This is a genomic window from Sporosarcina koreensis (assembly GCF_001531445.1).
GTDB lineage: Bacteria > Bacillota > Bacilli > Bacillales_A > Planococcaceae > Sporosarcina > Sporosarcina koreensis_C.
Genome location: NZ_LQYA01000198.1, coordinates 104,665 through 128,408 on the forward strand (window position 1 = coordinate 104,665; position 23,744 = coordinate 128,408).

The 23,744-nt window shown below is 37.6% G+C and carries 22 protein-coding genes and 2 pseudogenes; 17 read left to right on the top strand and 7 right to left on the bottom strand.

Going from position 1 to position 23,744, the window contains the following annotated elements; genetic code table 11:
- Positions 1-14 precede the first annotated feature (14 nt).
- Positions 15-548 carry a dihydrofolate reductase family protein gene (locus AWV70_RS18425; protein ID WP_060209997.1) on the bottom strand — a complete coding sequence of 178 codons (534 nt, stop codon included), beginning with the start codon at positions 546-548 and terminating at the stop codon, positions 15-17.
- Positions 549-727: 179 nt separating this feature from the next.
- On the opposite strand from AWV70_RS18425, the gene AWV70_RS18430 reads away from it, so the two are divergent.
- From AWV70_RS18430 to AWV70_RS18450, 5 genes and pseudogenes are all read left to right on the top strand, one after another.
- On the top strand, positions 728-1,906 hold the full coding sequence (locus AWV70_RS18430) for a multidrug effflux MFS transporter (protein WP_060209998.1): 1,179 nt from the start codon (positions 728-730) through the stop codon (positions 1,904-1,906).
- A gap of 582 nt (positions 1,907-2,488) precedes the next feature.
- A complete protein-coding gene (locus tag AWV70_RS18435) occupies positions 2,489-4,387 on the top strand; it encodes an endonuclease MutS2 (RefSeq protein WP_060209999.1) in 1,899 nt (632 codons plus the stop codon).
- Between the two features lie 106 nt (positions 4,388-4,493).
- Positions 4,494-5,296: pseudogene (locus AWV70_RS18440) on the top strand (nucleotidyltransferase).
- Positions 5,297-5,771: 475 nt separating this feature from the next.
- Positions 5,772-6,914, top strand: a complete 1,143-nt coding sequence (locus AWV70_RS18445; RefSeq protein ID WP_235588744.1) for a YhgE/Pip domain-containing protein — start codon at positions 5,772-5,774, stop codon at positions 6,912-6,914.
- Positions 6,915-6,959: 45 nt separating this feature from the next.
- The gene (locus AWV70_RS18450; protein ID WP_060210001.1) at positions 6,960-7,499 is read left to right on the top strand and encodes a PadR family transcriptional regulator; all 540 of its coding nucleotides are present in this window, start codon (positions 6,960-6,962) and stop codon (positions 7,497-7,499) included.
- 186 nt (positions 7,500-7,685) lie between these two features.
- On the opposite strand, the gene AWV70_RS18455 is transcribed toward AWV70_RS18450, so the two are convergent.
- Positions 7,686-8,213, bottom strand: a complete 528-nt coding sequence (locus AWV70_RS18455) for a lysozyme inhibitor LprI family protein (protein ID WP_060210002.1) — start codon at positions 8,211-8,213, stop codon at positions 7,686-7,688.
- Between the two features lie 229 nt (positions 8,214-8,442).
- On the opposite strand from AWV70_RS18455, the gene AWV70_RS18460 reads away from it, so the two are divergent.
- Both AWV70_RS18460 and AWV70_RS18465 read left to right on the top strand, forming a co-directional pair.
- Complete coding sequence (locus AWV70_RS18460; protein ID WP_235588745.1) at positions 8,443-9,717, top strand: helix-turn-helix domain-containing protein; 1,275 nt, start codon at positions 8,443-8,445, stop codon at positions 9,715-9,717.
- Positions 9,718-9,730: 13 nt separating this feature from the next.
- On the top strand, positions 9,731-10,951 hold the full coding sequence (locus AWV70_RS18465) for an MFS transporter (RefSeq protein ID WP_060210003.1): 1,221 nt from the start codon (positions 9,731-9,733) through the stop codon (positions 10,949-10,951).
- Between the two features lie 96 nt (positions 10,952-11,047).
- Here the strand turns inward: AWV70_RS18465 and AWV70_RS18470 are convergent, their stop codons facing one another.
- The gene (locus AWV70_RS18470; RefSeq protein WP_060210004.1) at positions 11,048-11,233 is read right to left on the bottom strand and encodes a hypothetical protein; all 186 of its coding nucleotides are present in this window, start codon (positions 11,231-11,233) and stop codon (positions 11,048-11,050) included.
- A gap of 117 nt (positions 11,234-11,350) precedes the next feature.
- Between AWV70_RS18470 and AWV70_RS18475 the strand changes: the two are divergent.
- The 5 genes and pseudogenes from AWV70_RS18475 to AWV70_RS18495 all read left to right on the top strand — a co-directional run bounded on the left by AWV70_RS18475 (position 11,351) and on the right by AWV70_RS18495 (position 16,289).
- Positions 11,351-11,787 (top strand): annotated as a pseudogene (locus AWV70_RS18475) (GNAT family N-acetyltransferase).
- 118 nt (positions 11,788-11,905) lie between these two features.
- Positions 11,906-13,204 (top strand): NCS2 family permease, encoded by a 1,299-nt coding sequence (locus AWV70_RS18480; protein WP_060210005.1) that lies wholly within the window; start codon positions 11,906-11,908, stop codon positions 13,202-13,204.
- Between the two features lie 223 nt (positions 13,205-13,427).
- On the top strand, positions 13,428-14,627 hold the full coding sequence (locus AWV70_RS18485; RefSeq protein WP_060210006.1) for a Bcr/CflA family multidrug efflux MFS transporter: 1,200 nt from the start codon (positions 13,428-13,430) through the stop codon (positions 14,625-14,627).
- Positions 14,628-15,004: 377 nt separating this feature from the next.
- Positions 15,005-15,289, top strand: coding sequence for a DUF3219 family protein (locus AWV70_RS18490; RefSeq protein WP_060210007.1), 285 nt, complete (start codon positions 15,005-15,007; stop codon positions 15,287-15,289).
- A gap of 19 nt (positions 15,290-15,308) precedes the next feature.
- Positions 15,309-16,289, top strand: a complete 981-nt coding sequence (locus AWV70_RS18495; RefSeq protein ID WP_060210008.1) for an LLM class flavin-dependent oxidoreductase — start codon at positions 15,309-15,311, stop codon at positions 16,287-16,289.
- A 189-nt stretch (positions 16,290-16,478) separates the two neighbouring features.
- Here AWV70_RS18495 and AWV70_RS18500 read toward each other — a convergent pair whose 3' ends face one another.
- Positions 16,479-17,447, bottom strand: a complete 969-nt coding sequence (locus AWV70_RS18500; RefSeq protein WP_060210009.1) for an arsenic resistance protein — start codon at positions 17,445-17,447, stop codon at positions 16,479-16,481.
- Positions 17,448-17,655: 208 nt separating this feature from the next.
- Here AWV70_RS18500 and hpaB point away from each other — a divergent pair, with 208 nt between their 5' ends.
- From hpaB to AWV70_RS18525, 5 genes are all read left to right on the top strand, one after another.
- Positions 17,656-19,107 (top strand): 4-hydroxyphenylacetate 3-monooxygenase, oxygenase component, encoded by a 1,452-nt coding sequence (hpaB, locus tag AWV70_RS18505; protein WP_060210010.1) that lies wholly within the window; start codon positions 17,656-17,658, stop codon positions 19,105-19,107.
- Positions 19,108-19,300: 193 nt separating this feature from the next.
- Positions 19,301-19,771 carry an NUDIX domain-containing protein gene (locus tag AWV70_RS23060; protein ID WP_082713702.1) on the top strand — a complete coding sequence of 157 codons (471 nt, stop codon included), beginning with the start codon at positions 19,301-19,303 and terminating at the stop codon, positions 19,769-19,771.
- 34 nt (positions 19,772-19,805) lie between these two features.
- Positions 19,806-20,246 carry an NUDIX domain-containing protein gene (locus AWV70_RS18515; RefSeq protein ID WP_060210052.1) on the top strand — a complete coding sequence of 147 codons (441 nt, stop codon included), beginning with the start codon at positions 19,806-19,808 and terminating at the stop codon, positions 20,244-20,246.
- Positions 20,247-20,459: 213 nt separating this feature from the next.
- Positions 20,460-21,326, top strand: coding sequence for a GNAT family N-acetyltransferase (locus AWV70_RS18520; RefSeq protein WP_060210011.1), 867 nt, complete (start codon positions 20,460-20,462; stop codon positions 21,324-21,326).
- Between the two features lie 62 nt (positions 21,327-21,388).
- Positions 21,389-21,739 carry a DUF3139 domain-containing protein gene (locus AWV70_RS18525; RefSeq protein WP_060210012.1) on the top strand — a complete coding sequence of 117 codons (351 nt, stop codon included), beginning with the start codon at positions 21,389-21,391 and terminating at the stop codon, positions 21,737-21,739.
- A 70-nt stretch (positions 21,740-21,809) separates the two neighbouring features.
- Here the strand turns inward: AWV70_RS18525 and AWV70_RS18530 are convergent, their stop codons facing one another.
- The 3 genes from AWV70_RS18530 to AWV70_RS24205 are packed head-to-tail and all read right to left on the bottom strand — an operon-like array spanning position 21,810 to position 23,390.
- Complete coding sequence (locus tag AWV70_RS18530; RefSeq protein ID WP_060210013.1) at positions 21,810-22,466, bottom strand: GAP family protein; 657 nt, start codon at positions 22,464-22,466, stop codon at positions 21,810-21,812.
- 20 nt (positions 22,467-22,486) lie between these two features.
- Positions 22,487-23,224: a MerR family transcriptional regulator gene (locus AWV70_RS18535; protein WP_060210014.1), complete on the bottom strand. Its 738-nt coding sequence runs from the start codon at positions 23,222-23,224 to the stop codon at positions 22,487-22,489.
- Positions 23,225-23,240: 16 nt separating this feature from the next.
- Complete coding sequence (locus AWV70_RS24205; RefSeq protein ID WP_060210015.1) at positions 23,241-23,390, bottom strand: hypothetical protein; 150 nt, start codon at positions 23,388-23,390, stop codon at positions 23,241-23,243.
- Positions 23,391-23,744: the final 354 nt, after the last annotated feature.

A 23,744-nucleotide genomic window follows, 5' to 3' on the forward strand; every position in this document is an offset into this window, starting at 1 on the left:
CTTAGTTATATAATTTACTTTTTAATTTCATAATGCAATTCAATAAATTGATTAAATCTCTTCGTTCCTTTCAGAGAAAGTTCTAATTCTTGATTTCCTTCTTTAAACAAAGGGATACCGTTACCTATTATAGTTGGTGCAATGGTTATAATGAATTCATCAACTAAATCCTCCTGAATAAAAGAATTTAACAGTTCACCTCCACCGACCACCCAAATGTTTTTACCGTCCTTGTTTTTTAGCTTGTTAACGAAATTATTTATGTCATCATTAACAAATTTTACATACTCGGTTTCCTTATAAGGAGATCTCGTAAACACATAGCATTCCTTATTTTTATACGGGAACTTCTCTGTTTCTTGTTTCATTACCCAATCGTAGGTTCTTTTTCCCATTAAAATTGTATCAACTGTTTCATAAAACTCAGAAAAACCATTATCTCCTTCACCTTCAACTTTAAATAGCCACTCAAGGGATTCATCTTTAGTAGCAATATATCCATCCAAACTCGAAGCAATGAACAATACCAAATTTCGTCTTTGATTCATAAAAGATTCTCCTTTCCTTACCGTTATTATAAGTATACAATAGTATAGTTTCCTACGTATTTTTAATGAAAGGAAGTGAATTCATGAGTGATCTAGAAAAAATTAAACTCGTGAAGCCACCATTTCCCAAGCTACGATGTTTTTCTTTCAAACCTATAATTATCTAGGAGAGAATTATTTTGAAGAAAAACATCGAAAACAAAACAACTAGCTTATTATTACTGATTGTATTAGTAGGCTTCCCACAAATTAGTGAAACCATTTTTAGCCCTTCATTACCTTCTATCGCGGAAGCGTTTGAAACTTCCATGAGTGATGCACAGCTTACAATGAGTGTGTACTTTATCGCTTTTGCCTTCGGGGTATTTTTCTTTGGGCGTTTATCCGATAAAATCGGTCGTCGCAAGGCAATGCTTTATGGGCTGTTTTTATATTTTGTTGGTAACGTACTTTGTTTAGTAGCAAACGAAATGGCGGTTTTATTAGTAGCGCGTTTTATTCAAGCGTTTGGTGCAAGTGTTGGCTCTGTCGTGACACAAACGATTTTACGTGAAAGCTTTTCTGGCGTTGAGCGACATAAAATATTCGCTCATATTTCAGCTGCCCTTGCCTTCACACCTGCCATTGGCCCGTTAATCGGTGGCTTTACCGATTATTATTTTGGCTTTAAAGTCGTATTTTTGGTGTTAGTTGCTATGAGCGTTATCGTATTTTGCTATGCGTTTTTACGCTTACCTGAAACAATGCTTGCTACAATCGAAATGAAGCCTCTACTAACAATAGTAAAGCGCATGGTTACAAATGCTCGTCTATGGCGCTACGGCGTATTAATTGGCGGTATTAACGGTGTATTATTTAGCTATTATACCGAAGCACCGTTTATTTTTACGCAATACTTTACACTAACAAGTGCGATGTATGGTTTTTTAGGCATTATCGTTGCTCTCTCATCTATTGCGGGTGCGATGCTATCTAAACGACTCGTTAGCCACACAAAACCTGAGAAGATTATCGTACGCGGGTTAGCCATTATGCTCATCGGTACAATGCTCGCTACAACGGTACATTATTTACCAACTTCAATACAAATGCCAATCATGATTGTTAGTGTGTTTATTATTTTATTTGGTACAGGTACCGCTTTACCAAATTGTTTAAGCTTAGCGCTCATTGACTTTCAAGACGTCATTGGTTCTGCGGGTGCAATATTTAGCTTAGGTTATTATTTACTCGTCAGCGCAACAATCTATGGTATGAGCGTTTTTCATAATGGAACAATCCTTGCGATGCCGCTATATTTTGTAGCACTAGGGATTGTTATGCTTTTAATAAGCTTACCTTTACTTAATAAAAAATAAATTTTAATGTGCTGGGTAAGAATCCATTTTGATCAATCTTTTGTCAAAATGGATTCTTTTTATTTGCGCAGAATGAGTATTTGCGGAATACTTTTTGAATAAAGTTGTACCGTTAATGAAAAAGATGTGTGTGCCCGTTTGTGTAAAACGTTTACGGGATATTTGACATTCTTTACATATCCCTAATCACTACGTATAATAGACCTGTAAAGTCGATTTCAATGAGCATATCAAATAAATTATAAGTGGTGAATTTTGTGAGTGCGGTAGTTTCTAAATAAGAAAACATTATAGGAAATAAGGAAGTTTTAACAACAGGGGATTTCAGTTATTTTCACCCCCTTATTTTGTTGTGGACTTATTTCCACTTATGAAGACACCTACCATACTTTACAATTAAGTGCATCACTTCATGATTAAAACTATCGTTATTGATGGTTTTATTTATGTATTTTACTTTTGCATTGTAAACGTAAGCTGCGGTGGATGCCGCAGCTTTTTTATATTTATATCCAACTCATTGAAATCGCCGTTAGGTTTCTTCATTGCTGATCTACTAATCACATGGAGGAGAATGAAAACATGAATAAAAGTACTTTTGAAAAATTACAGTACAACGAACTAAAAGAGATTGTAAAATCTTATTGCGTGAGCGGACTAGGCAAACAACTATTTGATAAATTAATTCCCAGTTCTAACTTAAAAGTAGTCAAACATCGATTAACCGAAACATCTGAAGCACGTGCCATTCTGGATGCAGGAGGAAACGTACCTTTCATGGGTGTTTCCAACATTGAACATACAATTGACAAATTGGAAAAAGGCGTAATTTTAGCCCCATCAGAGCTTTTAAGTATTTCCGATTTTTTGAGAGGTTGCCGAAAAATAAAAGTTTTCATGTCCGGTAAAGAATTTTTTGCTCCGACATTATCGTCCTATGCCAATTCCATGACAGAATTCATGGAGGTAGAAGAGGAAATTAACTTTTCTATAAAAAATAATCAGATTGACTCGGACGCCAGTAAAGAACTCAAACGTGTTCGTCATCATATTCAAACATCTGAACAAAAAATAAAAGAACGATTAAATAAATTTCTGAACAGTAGTGCGAATAGAAATTATATTCAGGAATTCATAATTAGTATCAAGAATGATCGCTATACAATACCAATAAAATCCTCATACAAAAATCAAGTACAGGGAACAATCATTGAAATATCATCTAAAGGTTCGACAGTCTTTATGGAACCTAGTATAGTGCAAAAACTAAGTGTTGAACTCGCAACATTAAGATCCGAAGAGGCAATGTTGGAATATCAAATACTAGCTACTTTAACAGGTCTAGTGACTGAAAATCTTCAAGCCATTACTATTAATATTGAGCTTATATCCCAGTACGATATGATTTTTGCTAAAGCTAAATATAGCAAACATGTGGATGGAATTGAGCCAAACGTAAATGATTATGGGAATATAAAATTAATAAATTGCAAGCATCCATTACTATCGGGTCATGTTATACCACTTCAGTTTCAGATTGGGAGCACTTATCGTAGCTTAATCATAACCGGACCTAATGCCGGGGGAAAAACGATTGTGCTGAAGACTATTGGCCTTGTTACTTTGGCAACTATGTCTGGGTTTCATATTACTGCTTCGAAAGAAACTGAAATTGCAGTATTTGAGCGCGTGTTTGTAGATATTGGTGACAATCAGAGTTTAGAAAATGCACTTAGCACGTTCTCTTCTCACATGAAGAACTTATCGGAGATACTTCGATCAGTAAACAACAATACCCTGTTACTATTTGACGAGATCGGCAGTGGGACAGAACCAAATGAAGGAGCAGCATTAGCAATCTCCCTCTTAGAAGAGTTTTATCTTAAAGGATGTATTACCGTTGCAACAACGCATTATGGAGAAATAAAACGTTTTTCCGAAATGCATAGTGACTTTATGAACGCTGCCATGCAATTTAATCATGAAACTTTAGAACCGTTATTTAAACTTCTCATCGGGCAGTCTGGGGACAGTAATGCTCTATGGATCTCTAGAAAAATGAATGTACCGGAAAATGTTTTAAAAAGAGCAGAAGAGTATATGGAAAATAAAGAGTATCGCTTGGAACGGTTAAATGAGAGCAAAATCCTAAGACCAAAAACAGTGGTTGAAAAAGTCAATAAAAATATCGACTATCAAAAAGGAGACCGTGTAAAACTGCTTGACCACGATGACTTTGGAATAGTGTATAAAGAAAAGGACAACTATCATAACGTTACTGTGTATTATCAAAAACAATTTATTGAAGTAAACGAAAAACGCTTGGCACTAGAGTTAAAAGCTGAAGAGTTATATCCAGAGGGTTATGACTTAGACACTTTATTCATTGATTATAATACTAGAAAACTAAATCATGATATAGAGCGAGGATCGAAAAAAGCACTTCGTAAAATCCAGAAAGAAATTCGAGATAATAAATAAAATAATTTAGAAATGGAAGGAGTATTGTTTATGTGTTGCTCATGCTGTCCGGTCGTTGAAAAATCCCTTATCTAAAAAAGAAATTAGTCGATAAGGAGATTGGGAAATGCTAATCCAAAACAAAATTATTCAAAGTGTTAAAGATAAATGTATTAAAGATGAGTTGGTTTCAGCGTGTATGATGTATGGATCTTTCACGAAAGGTGAAGGAGATCAATATTCTGATGTTGAGTTCTATATATTCATTCAAGATGATAAAATAGAGAATTTTAGTTCGAGACATTGGGTTTCTGAAATTTATCCGATTGATTTGATCTTTTACAATGAGTATGGAACTGAGGTAGTGATTTTTTCAAATATGATCCGTGGAGAATTTCATTCCTTCCAGTATCTAAAATGGAAATTATAAAAAGTTTTAAGCCTACTGGGGTTTTTCCCGATCCAGAGTCTATGTATATTTACGATTCTACAGAGCAATTAAAGCCTTTACTTTATGAATTAGGCGGAGCTGGACCAAACCGAATGACTGATGAAAATGTTAATTTCGCTTTTAATAACTTCGTGAATGCTTGGTTGATGGGCGTTAATGTTATGAGAAGAGGAGAATTAGCTCGGTCTTTGGAAACTTTATCCCATGTACAAAAGTATATATTACAATTGATAAGGGTAAAGGAGCAATCGGTTGAACGTTGGTTAAACAGTACAAAAAATTTAGAAGGTGATATAAGTGCAGAGTCGTATAAGGACTATGCATCATTAACCTCTAAATTAAATGAAAATGAGTTAAAAACTGCTTATAAGAATGCGTTGAGTATAGTTAAAGTATTGAATGAAACGCTTTGTACTCTTTATGCGGTAGATATTGGCGAAGATCTAATTAGTAAGCTTTTCGACTATCTTAATGAATAAATCAAGTAATGAAAGTTCACTGTTTACAAGCAGTGAACTTTTTTGATTTACTAGGATATTTCTGAACTTTGTAGTGGGAAACAACAGTTCTTGAACTCCCGTAGATCAGCCGAAAATAAACTTCGTTATTCATTTATTTACAAAGATTACTTTGAAGAAAAATGAACCTGTTTATTTAGTAGCCTGGGCAGGCACAACTAAAAACTCTCTGCGTTTTATTGGAACTTTAACCGTTCCATTGGGAATTTTGCTCTGAACGAAGGGGCCTAAACAGGTCTATTTTTTTGATTAAATAACCTTCTGATTGACTTTGTAAAAAGAATAAAATAGAATATAAAAGTACTTTGTTTTGAGTACTATAATTAGAGTGGTGAAATTGAAGTGTGTTGCTAGTCAAATTTTGATTTGAGAAAGGATAAAGCAAATGAAATTTACGCAGTTCTTAAAAACGAAAGGCGCAATTGGAGCCATCTTCATGGGGATTTTCTATGCGATTGTAATGTTAAGTATTTTCTTGCCTGGCTATTCAGCAATTCCAGGCAGCATAGACAAATTGCCGATCGCAATTGTCAATGACGACGCTGGCGATTATGGAGCAGAGATTGCAAACCAATTGCAAAAGAGTTTACCTTTTAAAAATATTGAAACAGGCTTGTCGAATAAGGAAGCGATAAAAGAATTAGAAAAAAATGATGTAGCGTTAGTTGTCCACATACCTAAAACTTTCTCCGAGAATTTACAAATGGGTGACACAGCGGCAAATATCGACTTTACAATTAATGAAGCAGGAGCAACGGTCGTTTCTTCAACAATGGATTCTGTTGTTGCGGAAATTAATAACCAGATAAGCACACAGTTTTCACAACAAACTGCACAAAATATATTAATGAACTTTAATGTGCCAGAGGAGCAAGCTGCTGAACTGTCAAACAAAATTGAAACAGCGTATGCCGGAAACGTAGTGAAAATCAATGAAATACCTGACGGCATGCACCATAATATGCTTCCTATGTTTCTAACGATGTCTGTTTACATCGGGGCGATGATTGGAGCACTACAACTAGTAGGTGCATTTAAAAACAACCTTGGAAAAGCAAGTAAAAAACGTTTATTCATATACGTACAATTGACCGCCCTCTTGATTGCTGTCGTATCATCTTTAGCGGGAACAGGGGTTACCTTTTTAGTAAATGAGCCAAGCGGTAACCTATTCTTCAGCATACTTGGGCAGCAAATTTTAAATTATATGGTGTCCTTCAACTTTACAGCGATTTTCATCTTTTTAATTGGTGATAGTGGTATGATTTTAAACTTACCAATTTTATTGATCCAAACAATTGCAAATGGCGCAACGGTTACACGTGAAATGATGTATTTACCATATGAATGGATTAGTTATATATCGCCAATGTATTACTCGGTGCAAGCATATTTCGCCGGCTTATATGGCAGTATAAGTCCAAGTCCCTTCATTTGGTCATTGGTTCTTATTGGTGTAATTTCCATGTCGGTTAACATTTTAATTGTGAAATTTCTGCATGTCCCATTTGCGACTGAGGAGATGGTGGCAAGGGGAAAGATAGAAAGTGTTGAAAATGAGGCTGAAGTTACAGTTTAGTTTTGCTAAAATGAAGAGAAAAGTCATTTTGAAGGAGCATACAGAATGTCCATTCAAATTTTCATCTTGAGCAAACTGATGGAGGATAATAGTTATCCTTATAAGTTAAAAAAACAACTTTCAGAGCCAATCCCGTTCGATCAACTAGGCGGACTTACAGAAAGTAAACTGTACTATCATTTCGAATCATTGGCGAAAAAAGGGTTGGTCGAGGTAGTTGAAATTATTAAGGAAGAGCACCGACCTGATAAGCAAATATTTGAAATTACGGACAAAGGTCGTGAAGCGCTGCCAAAATTAATCTATAAGCTTTTTGAAAATGCGGATGATGTTAAAGAAATGGTAGTTGGTTTAGCTAATCTTAAGTATGTAAATCGTGATGATGTTATTGAGATAATGAAAAAGAAATTACAAAAAATTAAAGGCCACCAGAGGAAAATCGATGGATTTGAAGAACGGGTTCAAATCGACAATGAAAATGAGAAGTTTATAGAGTTTTTAAGCTCCTATATTTCAAATCGGGTAGAGCATACAATTTATTGGCTCGAGGAGTTAATTAAACGGCTCGAACAAGATCAAATTTAACGGATTGCAGGGTTACCGATCGCACTGTTCATAATCCTGCATTCATTTTCGGCAACCAGTTAATTCAAAACCCGTAGAAAATATAGTAGACTAACGTAAACAAAACAGAGTTGACTCCCAAAATGTATGGAGTTAACTCTGTTTTTTTATGGTGTTTCCTGTTTATTGCCCACGGGCATCGAATCATTATTTCATATAATCCTCAACCAATTCATAGCATCTCTCTTCTGTGAGATCTGCTAGTAAAACCACATATTCCAAATGCTCCTGTGTACCGCCTTGGTATTGTAGGGAAGCTTCCTTGGCAGTATCATCCCTATAGGTTACCCAGTTTCGTTGTTCATCTCTCAATTGCTTCATTTCATCTGAAGAAAGTTGTTCTTGTAGGACTCCATACACTTCATTTAATAAACCATCCCACAGATCATATCGATCGCCTTCAACTTTTTTCATCGCATAAGTTGAGGAATCATTGGAATACGTTCTCCGTATTTCTTCGACTTCTTCATTAATATCAGCAAGTTTCTGTAGATACTCTTCCTTCATAGTCTCATTTTCATCATTACTGGTTCTGTCAATGTAATTGTCGGTGTTTGAAGTATCTTCTGTTGAATAGGAATCGCCATTTTGTGACTCGTCAGATGAGTTGCTGCAAGCTGCTAATACAACAACTATCAATACCATTCCTATGATTAATTTCCAATGATTTTTCATGACAAACCAACTTTCAATTTTAGATTTACTTCTGTCCGTTACTACAGGACTATAGGAACTTCTCATCTACTATACAATATCAGAAATTCCTATTGTTCAGGCTAATGATGAAATGGAGTTCCATTTGTGTAAGTTCTATAAAAATAAATAGATGAATACTAGCGGATGTCACGATATACACAATAAATAATTCAAAGAGTTTGATAAAATGAAATTGGAGGTGAAAGCTGTGACTGATTATAAAATGAAGAATTGGGGACGGCTTATTAAATTTCATCGTCAGCAGCAAGGGTTAAAGCAAGATGATGTAGCAGTGGGGATTTGTACGCCTTCTTATTTGAGTCGAATTGAAAATGGCGTTGTTATCGCTGAAGAAACTGTTTATGGAATGCTGTTATCGCGTTTAGGCATTGATTTGGCTCAAGAAAAAGCTGATGTGGGAATGAAACATGATCTTCTTGAAAGGATATACGCAAAACTGCTTTCAAATGAAATTCTTACACAAAACGAATTAACGAGGTTAACGACTCTTCAAACGGAGTCTTTTCAACAAGAAATCGATTTGCTAGCTGGACTGGTTTATAGTCGGTATTTATTTTCGATTGATAAGCTAATTGGCGCTAGAGAGCTACTACTAAAAATCGAACCGTTTATCAATTGGCATCAAGATAGGGCAACCCAAATGTATATCGGGGTTTCAACGAATGTTCATTTATCCTTCTTAGAGTTTCGGGAAATTATCTTACGAGAAGAACAGTTGCGGGTTAGCAACTATATGAATACTGCTAATCGTTTTGAGCAAGCGAATTATTATTATCATGTAGCTTTTGCCCACCATCGCTACTATTCATTCCAACAAGCATTATATTACATCAATATTGCGACACAAGCATTCTCCCATCAATATATACCTTTGTTCCAATTGAAGCTTTATTCGATGAGGGGAGTTATTTTGAATGATTTACATAGATACCAAGAGGCATTAGTGGAATTTGAAGCAGGACAAGATTTATTGAGAAATGTTTTCACAATACAGACACCGCTTCAGTGGAGTTCGCTTTATAATAACATTGCCTACTGCTATGAATGTCAGGGTTTATTCTCGGAAGCTGTGTCATTTTATGAGGAAGCAAATCATTTTGAAGAAGATTTACATACAGTTATAAATTGGATGAGGGCTAGTTATCAACAAGGGAACGAAGAAGTGTTAAATACGCTTTTTTGTAACTACCCAAGGGAACGTTTCACTGTGCTCCATCATCAGTATCAATGGGATTTACTAAAATATGCAAGTGGGCGCAACCTTGAGCTTACTAAATTGAAAGAGATAGAAGAAATGGTCTTTTCCTATTTTGAACAACAAGAATATTATTCATTAACATTGTATTATGCACCATTATGGGCCGCGTTTTATGAGGATTTTCATGCATATAAGCAAGCTAGCATTTGCTTCAAATATGCATTTTTCGCGAGTGAGAAGGTACTTCAGCGTATGAGCAGCTAAAGGGGGGGGCAGGATGCAGTTTTTTAAACAATATGGTTTGTTATTGGGAGGATTAGGCTTTTCAAATTTAGGAAATTGGATTTATCTAATCGCCTTGAACTTGGCCGTTTGGCATTTAACACATTCACCTGCAGCGGTGGCTGGGATATATATTGCTGGTCCGATTGCTCGCATATGTAGTAATTTTTTCGCAGGCTCTATTATTGATCGCTATGATAAAAAACGTTTGATGGTGTATAGCGATATTATTAGAGGAATCATTGTTTGCATCATGCCGTTTTCATCATCGATTTGGCTCATCTATAGTTTCATCTTCCTTGCAAATATTGCAAGTAGTTTCTTTGGTCCAAGCAGCATTTATGTCATTACAAAGCTCGTGAAGGATGAGGATAAATTACGATTTAATGCGTTGAACAGTACACTGAGTTATGGTTCTTTTATGATTGGGCCGGCACTTGCTGGTGGAATTATTGCGATAAGTAATACAAGTGTTGCCATGTGGGCAAATGCTTTCACATTCTTCGTCTGCGCGTGGGCGATTGCCTCATTACCGAACATCAAGAATGAAGTAACGGAAAAAAGTAGTCGTTTGACATTCAACGTCATCCGTGATGATTTCTCACAAGTTTGGGCTTATATACGGGGAAAGCCGAAATTACTTATTTTTTTTGCGGTGTATTTAACTGCATTAATGTTTGCCTTTGCACTTGATTCCCAGGAGATGACCTTTTTAAAGGATGTCTTCCATACAACGGACACGACGTATGGAATCGTTGTAAGTGTAGCTGGGCTCGGAGCGATTTTTGGCGGATTATGTGCGACAGCAATGGTAAAAAAACTCTCGCTACAAACGTATATCGGTGCGGGGTTTTCTTTGACAATGCTAAGCTATTTACTCTTTTATTCCTCTACTGTCCTATGGTTGGCAATCATAAGCTTTATAGCGCTTGGATTTTTTATGGCATTTAGCAATACGGGATACGCAACGATGTACCAAACAACGATCCCTCCTGTACTGATGGGACGCTTTGGAAGTTCACTTGACCTTCTGCAAAGCGTGGCGCAAATCATTTTGACGTTTGTATTAGGTGTTTTTGCTGAGTGGTTTTCTTTACAACTGGTAGCAGTTATTTTTTCAGCGGTAGCTCTATCACTAGCGATCTATTTATATTTCTATATTGTTCCCCATACCAAACAGTTTTCTTTGGAAGTAGTGAATGAAAACTCCCACTAGACAAGGCTAAGCTTAATGCAGACGTGCTGAAAAAGAGTGAAAGTAAGCGACAAAAAAAGACTCAGACTACTAATATCTGAGTCTACGCTTCTTTTACTATTTCCCTAATAGTCCCATTAAACCTTTAAATATAAGGAACAGGGAGAAAAGTAAAACAGCCAAAATACCTATTATGTCAGTGATTGGCTCTAAACCTGCTAAAAAGGTACCTGATAAGGGAACCTTTATTAAAGCAAAACCAGCCAAAATACTAGCCAACATCAATAGAATTAATCGATCCATTTAGCTAACCTCCTTTCATTACATTATATGAGCATGATTTAAGGGGAGCAGGGGTAATGTGTTGTTCAGCTTATGTTTAAAGGAATAGTAAAGAAGAAATTGAGGAAGGAGATTGTAATGAACACAGTAACTAGTAAAGAACTTCATTCCCAAGAAGAAATTCTTGAAGCCTTTTCAGTAATGCATCAACTACGTACTCATCTTGATGAAAAAACGTATCTTGAGCTGGTGATGGAGGCCAAAGAAAAGGACATGTATCGATTATTCGCCTTGTATGATCAAGGGGAAATTGTTGCGGTTACTGGTTTTAAACCAATGATAACTTTGTATTATGGGCGTTTTGTCTGGGTGTGTGATTTAGTCACTGACAATAGCAAGCGTTCAAATGGATATGGTGAAAAGCTTCTTTCTTTCGTTCATGAGTGGGCTGATGAAAATGGCTATGAACGTGTCGCCTTATCATCGGGATTACAACGAGTCGATGCGCATCGGTTTTACGAGGAAAAGATGGCTATGATAAAGTGAGCTATGTATTTAAAAAAGAATTAAGGTAAAAGGGACTCTTGCTGAAGAAACTTCACTAATTATTGTAGTTAACACTTGCTAATTACTTTATAAACGAATATTATATGAAATGGATTAAATAATGTTCGCCTTTGGAGGAGTTTCTCTTTGTTTAAATTACAAGAAAACAATACGACTGTAAAAACGGAAGTCCTTGCAGGGTTCACGACCTTTTTTACGATGGTCTATATAGTAATTGTCAACCCGATCATTTTGAAAGATGCGGGTGTGCCATTCGATCAGGTGTTTACCGCTACGATTATTGCAACAGTTATCGGGACGTTGTGGATGGCGCTCGCGGCTAATTATCCGATTGCGATTGCTCCAGGGATGGGCATGAATGCGTATTTCGCCTATTCTGTCGTAGGGACAAATGGCATTACGTATGAAACGGCATTCTCGGCTGTTTTCGTTGCTGGACTCATTTTTGTTATTTTGTCTTTGACTTCATTCAGGAAAGTGTTGATCGAGGCAATACCTGACAACTTGAAGCATGGAATCACTGCGGGGATAGGCTTGTTTATCGCTTTTATTGGAATGAGACAAGCCGGGATGATTGTCTCTCATCCATCGAATCTTGTCGCACTTGGTGATCTTCATTCACCTACTGTACTTTTTGCCTTACTTGGACTCACTGTTACGCTTATTCTGATGGCGTTGAGAGTGCACGGGGCATTGTTCCTCGGCATGATTGTTACAGCGGTTGTTGCCTTTTTCACAGGGCATCTTTCCTTTGACCAAGGTTTCGTTCAAATGCCGTCGCTTCCGGATGGCATCATCATTTCCAATCCGTTCACTGCTTTCACAGATGTATGGCAACATATGCTGTTCCCGGTCGTCTTTTCATTTCTCATGGTGACGATTTTTGATACGACAGGAACGATGATTGGTGTGGCGCAGCAGGCTGGGTTAATGAAGGATAATAAAATGCCTCGTGCCCGCCAAGCTCTACTCGCGGACTCTGTTGCAGCTACTGCAGGCTCTATGTTCGGAACAACTCCGACAAGCGCTTATATCGAATCATCAGCAGGTGTCGCCGCAGGAGGAAGAACTGGGCTTACTACGGTAACGGTCGCTATTTTATTTATCGTAGCTGCGTTTTTCGGACCGCTCGTTAGTGCGGTTTCGGGCTTATCTTCCATTACAGCACCGGCCTTGATCATTGTCGGAAGTTTAATGATGGGTGCCATAGCCAAGATCAAATGGGATGAAATTGACGAAGCATTTCCTGCTTTCCTTATCATCTTAAGCATGCCGCTCACGTCAAGCATTGCAACAGGGATTGCGCTAGGTTTCATTTCGTATCCGATCTTGAAAGTCGTTACAGGGAAATGGCGTGTGGTCCATCCTCTTGTGTATGTATTCGCAGTTCTGTTCTTTTATCAATTGGCATTTTTGCCGCATTAATATTTGAAGAAATGAAAAGAGCAACTTCCCAAGTTTTACTGGGGAGTTGCTCTTTTTTGCTTTTCATCAACCGCTTTCCCGCCCCGGTAACATATGTGTATTACCATTATTGAAGAAGCTTTATTCTTTCGTTTTAGATGTTTTGGTGATAAAGTAGAAACTTATGTTTACATAGGTAGGTAACGAATTTGCCGCCTTTAAGCTTAGAAAGGTGAATATATTTATGCAATCATTAACAGGAACTAAGCGATTAAAGCTGGCACTGCTTTTAGGAACGCTGGCAGCAATGGGCCCTTTAACCATTGATATGTATTTACCGTCATTTCCGACGATTGTCACTGCTTTTGGAACAACTCCTTCCTTGGTACAAGTGAGTCTGACGGCGACGTTAGTCGGAATCGGATTAGGACAGTTAGTGCTCGGTCCGATGAGTGATGTTCATGGACGGAAGAAGCCGTTGGTCGCTGCACTGATCATCTACTTGGCAGCATCCATCCTTTGTGCTTTTGCGCCCAATATTGGATTGTTCATTGCCGCTCGTTTCTTGCAAGGATTTGCGGCATCTGCGGGAATTGTCATCTCCAGAGCAGTCGTCCGGGATGTGTACACGGGAAGGGAGTTAACGAAGTTTTTCGCACTCCTTATGCTGATCAATAACTTGGCTCCGATCATCGCACCTCTTCTAGGAGGAGGAATTCTCGCGTTTTCGGATTGGAAAGGCATATTTATCACATTAAGTATTATTGGATTTTTGTTGGTAGTTATTGTGGTATTGAGGATGGAAGAATCATTATCGCACGATATGCGAATGCCCAACAATCTCACCCAGACATTAAAAAACTTCCAATCCTTACTGAAAGATCGTAGTTTTATGGGGTACGCACTTGCACAAGGGTTCATCATGGCTGGTATATTCGCTTATGTTGCGGGAACCCCATTTGTGTATCAAACGATTTACGGCGTTTCTCCGCAACTGTTTAGTGTGTTATTTGGCATGAATGGAATAGGGCTCATCATCGGGTCGCAAGTTGTCGGACGCTTAACAGGTATTGTGTCTGAACAGAGATTTTTACAGACCGGATTATTCATCTCCGTCACTTCAGGCGTGTTATTACTTATTGCGGTACTTTTGCACGGACCACTTCTCACAATCGTTGTGCCCATCTTCTTTTTCGTTGCGTCGATTGGCATCATTTCTACATCCTCGTTTTCATTGGCAATGGAATCACAAGGGCATATTGCAGGAAGTGCCTCTGCACTGCTTGGATTATTGCCATTTGTGTTAGGTTCGATATCTGCGCCGCTCGTCGGCATCGCAGGAGAGGAAACAGCAATTCCGATGGGGATCATCATTTTCGGTACATCTATCATTGCACTACTATCTTATTACGGACTTGCACGGAGGAAGAGGGTAGAAACGTAACAATAAGAGGCATCTGGGGATTAGTGGCATTCCCGGATGCTTTTTATTTATTAGCTTTTTATCCGAACAAGAAACGGAACAAAAGCTATTTTATAATTATTCCATGTGGAAAAATGACTGATTTAAAAAGTATTGCGGGGTGTACAACCAATTACTGCAAGTACCATTGCCGGCGTGAACCATGTATATGTAAATAACAGATTTAGTCGTCGGCCTGTAGAAGAGATATACAAGTATTGGTCGAGGAGTAGTCCTTCATTTTCCAATCTAATGTAACTGATCAAATCATAATAGAAAAGATGAAGAACGGATATTACGTATTATAGAAGGATAAGATAAGGTGAAGCCAAATGGAATCATGAAGGGAGGGTGGTAAAGTGGTTCGGGAAATTCAATTAAATGATACGAAAATCAACATCACACATTTTGAAGAGAAAGAGAACAAAAACGGAATTTGGATTTCAGTAACTTTTAATGTTACAAGTGAGGAATATCATGATATAACAACACTTCTTTACAAAGGAGCATTTGATGTGAAGGTGCCGGAGAAACAGATTGAATTCCGGGGAACAATCCAACAATATTCAACATCCATTACCAATTTATACAAAAAAGGACAAGTGGGTGAATATAAACTGACGTTAAAAGAAGTGGACAAATAGAAAAGGAGAGTTTCATTTTATGAAATTAAGCATGTTAGATCAATCTCCTATTTCAACAAATCAAAATGCACAAGAGGCACTACAAGAATCTATGAACTTAGCACGTTTAGGGGAGTCATTAGGATATTCGCGTTATTGGATTGCTGAACATCATGCACTGCCAGGGCTTGCATGCTCTGCACCCGAGGTGATGTTAGGTTATATAGGGGCCAATACAAAAAATATTCGAATTGGCTCTGGAGCTGTTTTATTGCCCTATTATAAGCCGTATAAAGTTGCTGAAACCTATAACTTGTTAGCCACTCTTTTTCCTAATCGGATTGATGTGGGGATTGGAAGGGCACCGGGTGGCCCAGCAGAAGCTTCAAATGCATTATCCGACAACTATTTGCAACATGTTTATAAAATGCCGGGTTTAGTAAACGAATTAATTAAATACGTAGATAATAAGGATGCCATATTACAGGCTTCTCCGTTGCCGCAAGTGAGTCCTGAACTTTGGATGTTAGGGACTAGTAGAAAAAGTGCAAGTTTTGCAGCGGAAAATGGTTTAGCTTATTGTTTCGGACAATTTATGAGTGATGATAACGGTGAAGAAATCATTCAACACTACCGTCATTCATTTCAACCTAGAAAAAATGGCCAAAAACCTTATGTCATCTTAACCTTATCAGTAATTTGCGCAGAAACTACACAAGAAGCAGAAGACATTGCTTTAAGCGTTATTGTATGGGAACTGCAAAAAGAGAATGGGGAAGGGAACCGAGGTGTGCCTTCTGTCGAGGAAGCAAAAGAATTTCAACTAAACCAATATCATCAAGAGTCAATTGAAAGAATGAAAAATAAAATGATTATCGGGAATCCACATGAGGTGAAAAGTAAACTTATGGAGATTCAATCCCGTACAGTAGTAGATGAAATTATGATTGTTACCATTACTTATTCTCCAAAAGATAAGCATCGATCCTATCAATTGCTCGCAGAACAATGCATCAAATGAAAAAGGTGAATAATTAGTGAGATTGTTAAAATTTGTTGCAAATACCTGGATGGATTCAATTTGACTAAAAGAAAAGTAAGATATAGTAAATGGCAGCTTTCGGTGTGATACTGAAAGCTGCCATTATTTATCCTTTTTCAAGAGAGGGTTCTTACTCTTTTACTACTTCGTCTTAAGTATTGTCGACTTTCAACTTTTTTCCCGAACGAGTAGATTTGGAACTAACCGGATGTAAACTAATTCAAAAGCCAGCTCAATGATAGTCTGCGTTACGATCACCGCGGCTACCAATGTACTTATGGTATCCGGCAAAGCTAATGCAAGTGGAAGAACGACAAGCGAGTTACGCGTCGATCCACTAAAGACAAGGGAACGACTCGCTCCGGTATCGAGAGCAAACCACTTAGCGATAAAACGAGAAATAAGAGGCATGATGATCATAAATGCAATATAGATTGGAATGACTTTAATGATTTGACCCGAATAGGCAGATAATTTGCCGATTTGAGAGGCAACGACAACAAAAAGTGTCAACGCCATGAATGGAACAGGCAGCCATGCTGATAAGTCAATGATTCTATTGCCAATCGGTGCTTTTCTTGCAACTAGCTGTATACCAATTGCGATGATGAGCGGTATGACAATGAGGCCGATAAATGCTTCCAGGAAAGGCCCGGGTTCCACGATGTCCGCTGCTTTTTCTCCCATAAACAACCATAAATAGAGAGGCAAAAGAAGCATTTGTGAAATGAATAGAAGCGGTGTTGAAAAAAGGATAATCTTTTCATTGCCACGGCCAAGCGCTGTAAAAACGATGACATAGTCAATACAAGGCGTCAGTAATACCAAATATACCCCTAGCAGCACCGGCGGGTGGTCCGGCAGCAGGTTGGACAGAAACCATACGACAATCGGGACTGCAATATAGTTAACAGTCAATATAGCGAATATGAAGCGGCGGTTTCCAAATGCTTCTTTAAACGCTACAAATGGAATTTGTGAAAACATACTGTACATTAAAATGGCGATTATAATAGAAATTGACCCATCTAATCGTCCTGCGAAATCAGAGGTTAGTAAACCGAACCCGGCTGCTATCGCTAAGACAATGACATATAGCCAAACTTGGTTATTTTCTAATTTTTCTCGAGTAAACATGAAAGTTGTTTCCTTTCAGCAGATAAGTGAGCAGTTTACGAAGTTCCTATCTAACTATAGACATAGGAAAATGAGAAAGCAAAGTTCCTTGCTAAACTTGGCATGCGTCAATTCTAATTCTAGGCAAGGAAGTACTATTCACTTGCTCTTTTCACATAAATTGAATGTAGGTGAGTGACTACATAGGGATGAAATTGGAGAGTGAACTATGGGCGCTAGTAATGGAAAAGATTATATTAACCGATTAAATCAGCTACATAATGAAATCTGGTATGACGGTGAAATAATTGAAGGGCTGATTTCTGAACATCCAGCCTTTCAAGGGATTATTCAGTCAAAAGCGGCTCTTTATGATTTGCAGCATGATCCGAAAATAAAAGATGAAATGACTTTTATTTCACCCTCATCGGGAGAGCCGATTGGTCTTTCCTATTTACAACCGAAAACGAAAGAGGACTTGGTACGAAGAAGAAAGATGATGCAACATTGGGCGAGGTATTCAGGGGGGATCATGGGAAGAAGCCCTGATTATTTGAATACGGTTTTGATGAGTTTTGCTTCTTCAGTTAACTTTTTAACAAATAAAGAGAACTGTTTCCCGCATAATCTACAAGCATTTTATGAATTTGCCAGGGAAAATGATTTGTCGTTTACACATACTTTTATTTCTCCGCAAGTGAACCGTTCCCAAATTTACATTGAAAATAGCGATGAGCCGATCGCAGCAAAGGTTGTTGCGACAAATGAAGAAGGAATGGTCATTAAAGGTGCCCGTCTTCTTGCAACGCAAGGGGGCTTAACTGATGAAGTGTTAGTATTTAGTGTTGGTAAGTTTGTATTGAATGAAGATGAAGCTTTTGCTTTTTCCATTCCTTCCAATACAAAAGGAATAAAATTCATTTGTAGGGATACATTTATGGGAAGTGAATCTTCTTTTAATCATCCATTAAGCTCTCGGTTCGAAGAGATGGATTCGATTATTGTCTTTGACAATGTCGTAGTGCCTTGGAATAGAGTGTTTTATTACAATAATGCGGAGGTAGCCGAAGAATTCCCTATTCATAGTTCGTTCCATCCCTTTGCTAAACACCAAGTAGTGACGAGACAAATTGTGAAAACGGAGTTCGTATTAGGGATTGCTGAGCTTTTGGTCGAAACGATTAATATTGGCGGATACCAACATATACAGGGAAAGATATCAGAAATCATCATAGGACTCGAAACGATGAAAGCTTTATTGGAGAAATCGGAGAATAACGCGGAAGTAGATGAATGGGGATATATGCGGCCAGAAATATTTTCGCTACAAGTAGCAGGGAACATCTTTCCTAAAATCTACCCTAGATTCACTGAAATCATCCAGCTGATCGGAGCAAGTGGAATGATAGCATTACCAACCGAAAATGCATTTCATTCTAGTATTCGAAATGACTTGGATCATTATCTTAAAGGAGCAACGAAGACCGCGGAGGAACGGGTAAAAATATTTCGTTTAGCTTGGGATCTAACAATGAGCGCATTTGGAACAAGATCGACCCAATATGAGCGATACTTTTTTGGCGACCCGATTCGATTGGCGAGTGATCTATATAAGAGATATCCGAAAAATGAATATGTACAGATGGTTAGTGAGTTCTTGCATTTGAAAAGAGAAGAGTAACTCCCAAGACAATGGGAAGTTGCTCTTTTTCTTCATGCGTACAGAGTTGAAAATGGTATACTTGCTTTACCAAACTATTAGGGGAATATTTTAACTGATAAGATTGAAAGTCGATGGTAATGAAAGGGATTTGTAACACTATGGAAAAAGAATCTGCACCATTTCATTATGGGTGTCTATAGGGGGAACTATTTTGCAACAACCATTCCATCATTTGGCGAGAGGAGTTTTTATAGCAGATAAGAAAGTATTACTAGCAAAAGCAAAGGGGTATACAAACTCCTTTTTACCAGGCGGTCATATTGAATTTGGAGAAAGTGCGAAAGATGCATTGAAGCGAGAAGTGGGAGAAGAGTTAGGCATAAATTGCACGGTGGGAAGATTTCTAGGTGTCGTAGAGCATAAATGGGAGAAGGATGGAGTTTTGCATTGTGAGATAAACCAAGTTTTTGAAGTGACAAGTAATGAATTAGCTAACAATACGAATCCGAAATCGATTGAATCCCATCTCGACTTTTTCTGGTGTAAAGGAGAAGACTTGGATGATAGCGCTTTACAACCTTTCCTATTCAGAAATTTAATTAAAAATTACTTATCAGGTAATGAAGATGTTTGGTGGGAGAGTTCTTTAAACTACGAAATTGATGAAGCAAACAGAAACTAATTTGGCGATTTTTATGAAGAAAGGAGTTTTTGATTTGAAAAAAATTGATGATTTAAAAGCTGGAGTTGCTGTAATTATTTTAAATGAAGAGAATCAAGTTCTATTGCAAAAAAGAGCAGATGTAGGTTTGTGGGGAATCCCTTCAGGACATGTGGAAATTGGTGAAACAGTGTCTGAAGCAGTCATTAGAGAAGTAAAAGAAGAGACTAATTTAGATATAAGAATTGAGAAGCTGATTGGTGTTTATTCCGATCCAGATTCACAAGTTTTCAATTATCCAAATGGCAAGGTAGTGCATTTTATAACGACTTGTTTTCTTGCGGAAATTATAGGTGGGGAACTTACATGTAATTCAGATGAATCGCTAGAGATTAAATTTTTTAGTCAGGACAATTTACCGGAAGATTTGTTAACAATGCACCCTCAATGGTTAGAGGATGCACTTTCAAAAAAGGAAATGGCATTTATTCGCTGACCAATATTCTGAAATTGGGTTAATTTGAGCATTTTGGTTTCAGATTTATGTTCCTAGTGGACGGGCTGTGTCAGCTTGGAGAATCTAGTCCAATTTGGAAAAGTGGAAGTGAACAAAACAGTTGGATCACTGGTTTATGCCTAACACGAAACCTGTTTGCTTAACTTCGTTTTAATTATGATTCGTAATTCATTTAAAAAGTGAGGGCAAGCCATGAACATTTCGTATAAATTGATGTCTTCGTTAAGCTTTGAAGAAGCGCATCTTTTGTTTAATCGCGGGTTTGAAGGCTATTTGATGCCGATGAATTTATCTTTTGATGCATTTATAGGCCGTTTTGGCAATGATGGATTATCTCCGTCATTATCAATCGTTGCCTATGATGGTGTAGTCCCAATCGGCTTTGTGCTCCAAGGGATAAGAGAAGTGGACGGTCAAATGATTTCATGGAATGGCGGAACAGGTATTATTCCAGAATACAGGGGGAGGAAGCTAGGGGTTCCTTTGATGGAAGAAGCGGAAAAACGCATTATGGAACATAATGTTTCTGTAGCGACATTAGAGGCGCTTTCCGAAAATAAGGCGGCTATCTCCCTATATGAAAAGTGTGGTTACAAAGTAGAGGACGATTTGCTGTTTTTACGTGCAAACGGGGTTTTAAACAGTCAATTGCCGGACCTTGACGGATATGAAATCATAAGAATTCCAGCTGCACAATCGATTGGCTCGAAATTATTTCCAAGTATCGTCCCTTGGCAAACGGATGCTAGTAACACGCCAAAACTAGGTGGGGAAGCTGTGCTGATTACAAAGAATGGGGAAGTGCAGGCTGCTTGTCTGGTTCGGAAAAAATGTGTGTTTGGCAACGAGACGGACAGCATTACGCTGTTTCAAGTGAAGGAAAATGGGAATGAAGATGCTCTCCACACACTCCTTGCCTTTGCATTGGAATACGATCAACCGATCAATCGTACAACTTATAACTTCCTAAAAGGGAATGGTCGTGTCGTTTTATCTTTGTTTGCAAGCGGTTTTGAAAATACACCAGTCTCGCAAGTTTTTATGAAAAAGAATTTCTAATAGGTAATGAAACTTTTAGTGACCTCTGTCGTAAGAAAAGACGAAGGGGGCTATTGGATAGCATGAGGTTTACAATACTACTCACAATCATCACACTCCTGTTGTTTAGTGCTTTTGGAATTAATCGTGTACATATACAGAAGCATTTTGCTGAAAAAGCATTTGAGAAGTATATTGCAGAGCAAGGGATTTCTGTCAGTAACATCGAACGCAAAGAGATGAAATGGGATGATCGGCGAAAGAGTTACACTGTGATGGTTCATTATAAGGAAGATCCGGGCCTTCGCTATGATTATCGCCACAACAAATTTATGAAACGCTCGATTAAATTAGTCGTTTCTCAAAGTGACGAATTTAACGATGAACCAGTGACGCCAATCGAAAAAGGGATGAAGTATCCACCGCTTGATTGAATGCTTTATCCCTTTCTATGCGTTATGGATAACTTGTTTCCTATATTTACGTTGCATACTGCCTTTCTACTTATAAATAATCTAAGGTGTAAAAAATTAATATCAACCCAACAATACATATGATCCAAGATAATGCTGAATTGGAGCTGTTTGCTAGTCTGTTTCGCAGGTTAACTAAGGAAGGGTTTATCCACCTTCCAAACAATTTGTACCCTAAGAAGAGAAGCAAAGCTGGTAAAATCATAATCATATTGTACGTGGCTATGATAGGAACCGATTGATAAAAAGGTATATCATTTGAAATTAATAAACCAATGGCTGCAAAATACGGTAAAGCCATGCCTGCCTCGATGAAAAAAGTAGTCACACCAATAACAATTATCGAGAAGATACTTTGAGTTTTAGGCTTTGGAATATTGCTTTTTTTATTTGTAGGGATAAAAAAGCTAGCGGTGAATAAGATTGCCCCTATTATGAAGACAACCCAGCTGACCATTTTATTTTGAAATAGAGTAGAGAATGATTCAGTAATATAATGTAAGCCTGCCATCATGAGTATTCCTAATGAAAAATACAATAGGACAACTGTACATAAATATGCAAATAATTTTGATGTTTTTTTTGTAGTATTTGTTAATAGCAGAAACAAAGAAACACCAATTATCGTAGGGCTTAAAGTATCTAATAGAGCTAAGCCGCCCAAATAAATTAATAGATCTATACCCATCATTTCCTCCAGATGAACAATTATGATTGATGATCGAGGTAATATAGATAAGCCTCTTCCATAAAGGTAAGCACATCCTGATCAATTGGATAGAGGCTATAATTTTTTGACTCCTCAGCTGACATTCTAATATCCCAAAGTTTATCTAAAAATGCATCTTCGTCCTTGAAATCTTCACCTTTTTTTACATCCATTCTTTCAATGATATTTTGTATGCGTGAGTGAGAATAACCAAGGTGCATATACTTTTTTAATTGACCTACTAAAGCAATCCACTCTAATGAGTCTGGATCGCTACTAGCCATATTCGGAAGTTTTTCTAGGACTTCCGTATTTTTAATATCTAATTCATTTAGATTGAAATGTATGATCTCTTTAGAATCCCTATTATATAAATCCATGATCTTTTTAATCCTGAATTCTTCTCCTTCAATTGCTATTCCGTTTATGAGTTCCCTTACACTAGATTCTATTTTTGATAGACGGTCCTTCTCACCAGCAACGTAAGTAAGTTGTTTCAGTAAACTATTAGACCAATCCCATTCTTCGGACTCTAACATAGTTAGAATCTCATTTAATGTAAACCCTATCGTTTTTAAAAATTGTATTTGCTGAAGTTTCTTCAATTCAGTATTCGAGTATACTCTATGACCTCCTTCCGTTTTCGACACAGGTTTCAACAGCCCGATTTTGTCATAGTATCGTAAGGTTCTAACCGATACACCGCTCAGCTTTTTAAATTCGTTAATGTGAAACAATCGAACCCCCTCTTTCTTATTCCTTCGTATTCGCAACAAACATGGTTTTAAGTACGTATCCGATGCCCAAACCAATTAGTACCCCAGGAAAAGCATTATCAAAAAGTAAACCTACTCCTGCTCCGATAATAACGCATGCATAAATAATGATATCTTCTTTTTTCAAAATAGGATTCTCCCTTTACACTCGTAATAATGGATCTACTACCAGTATAAAAGATGACGTAAGGTCACTTTCAACTGCTTTAACCATCGCAACGTAAAAAATGAACGTGACCCTACGTCAGGACGATAAAATTGTTTCGGTGCCTGTGCAAGGCGCAATTATGACAATTCGATAAAAGTGATAAAAATACAACGGGAAACGAATAGAATTTTGATTCCGTAGGATTCCTATTTCCGTTTTATGCAATTATAGTGTATTGTCCGAATAGTTTCCCGCGCAGGCACCTGAATGGGCATCTTTAGGGGGCAGCTTTGAGGTCGAGTGTCTGTATTGATTACTCGTACGAATAACCTT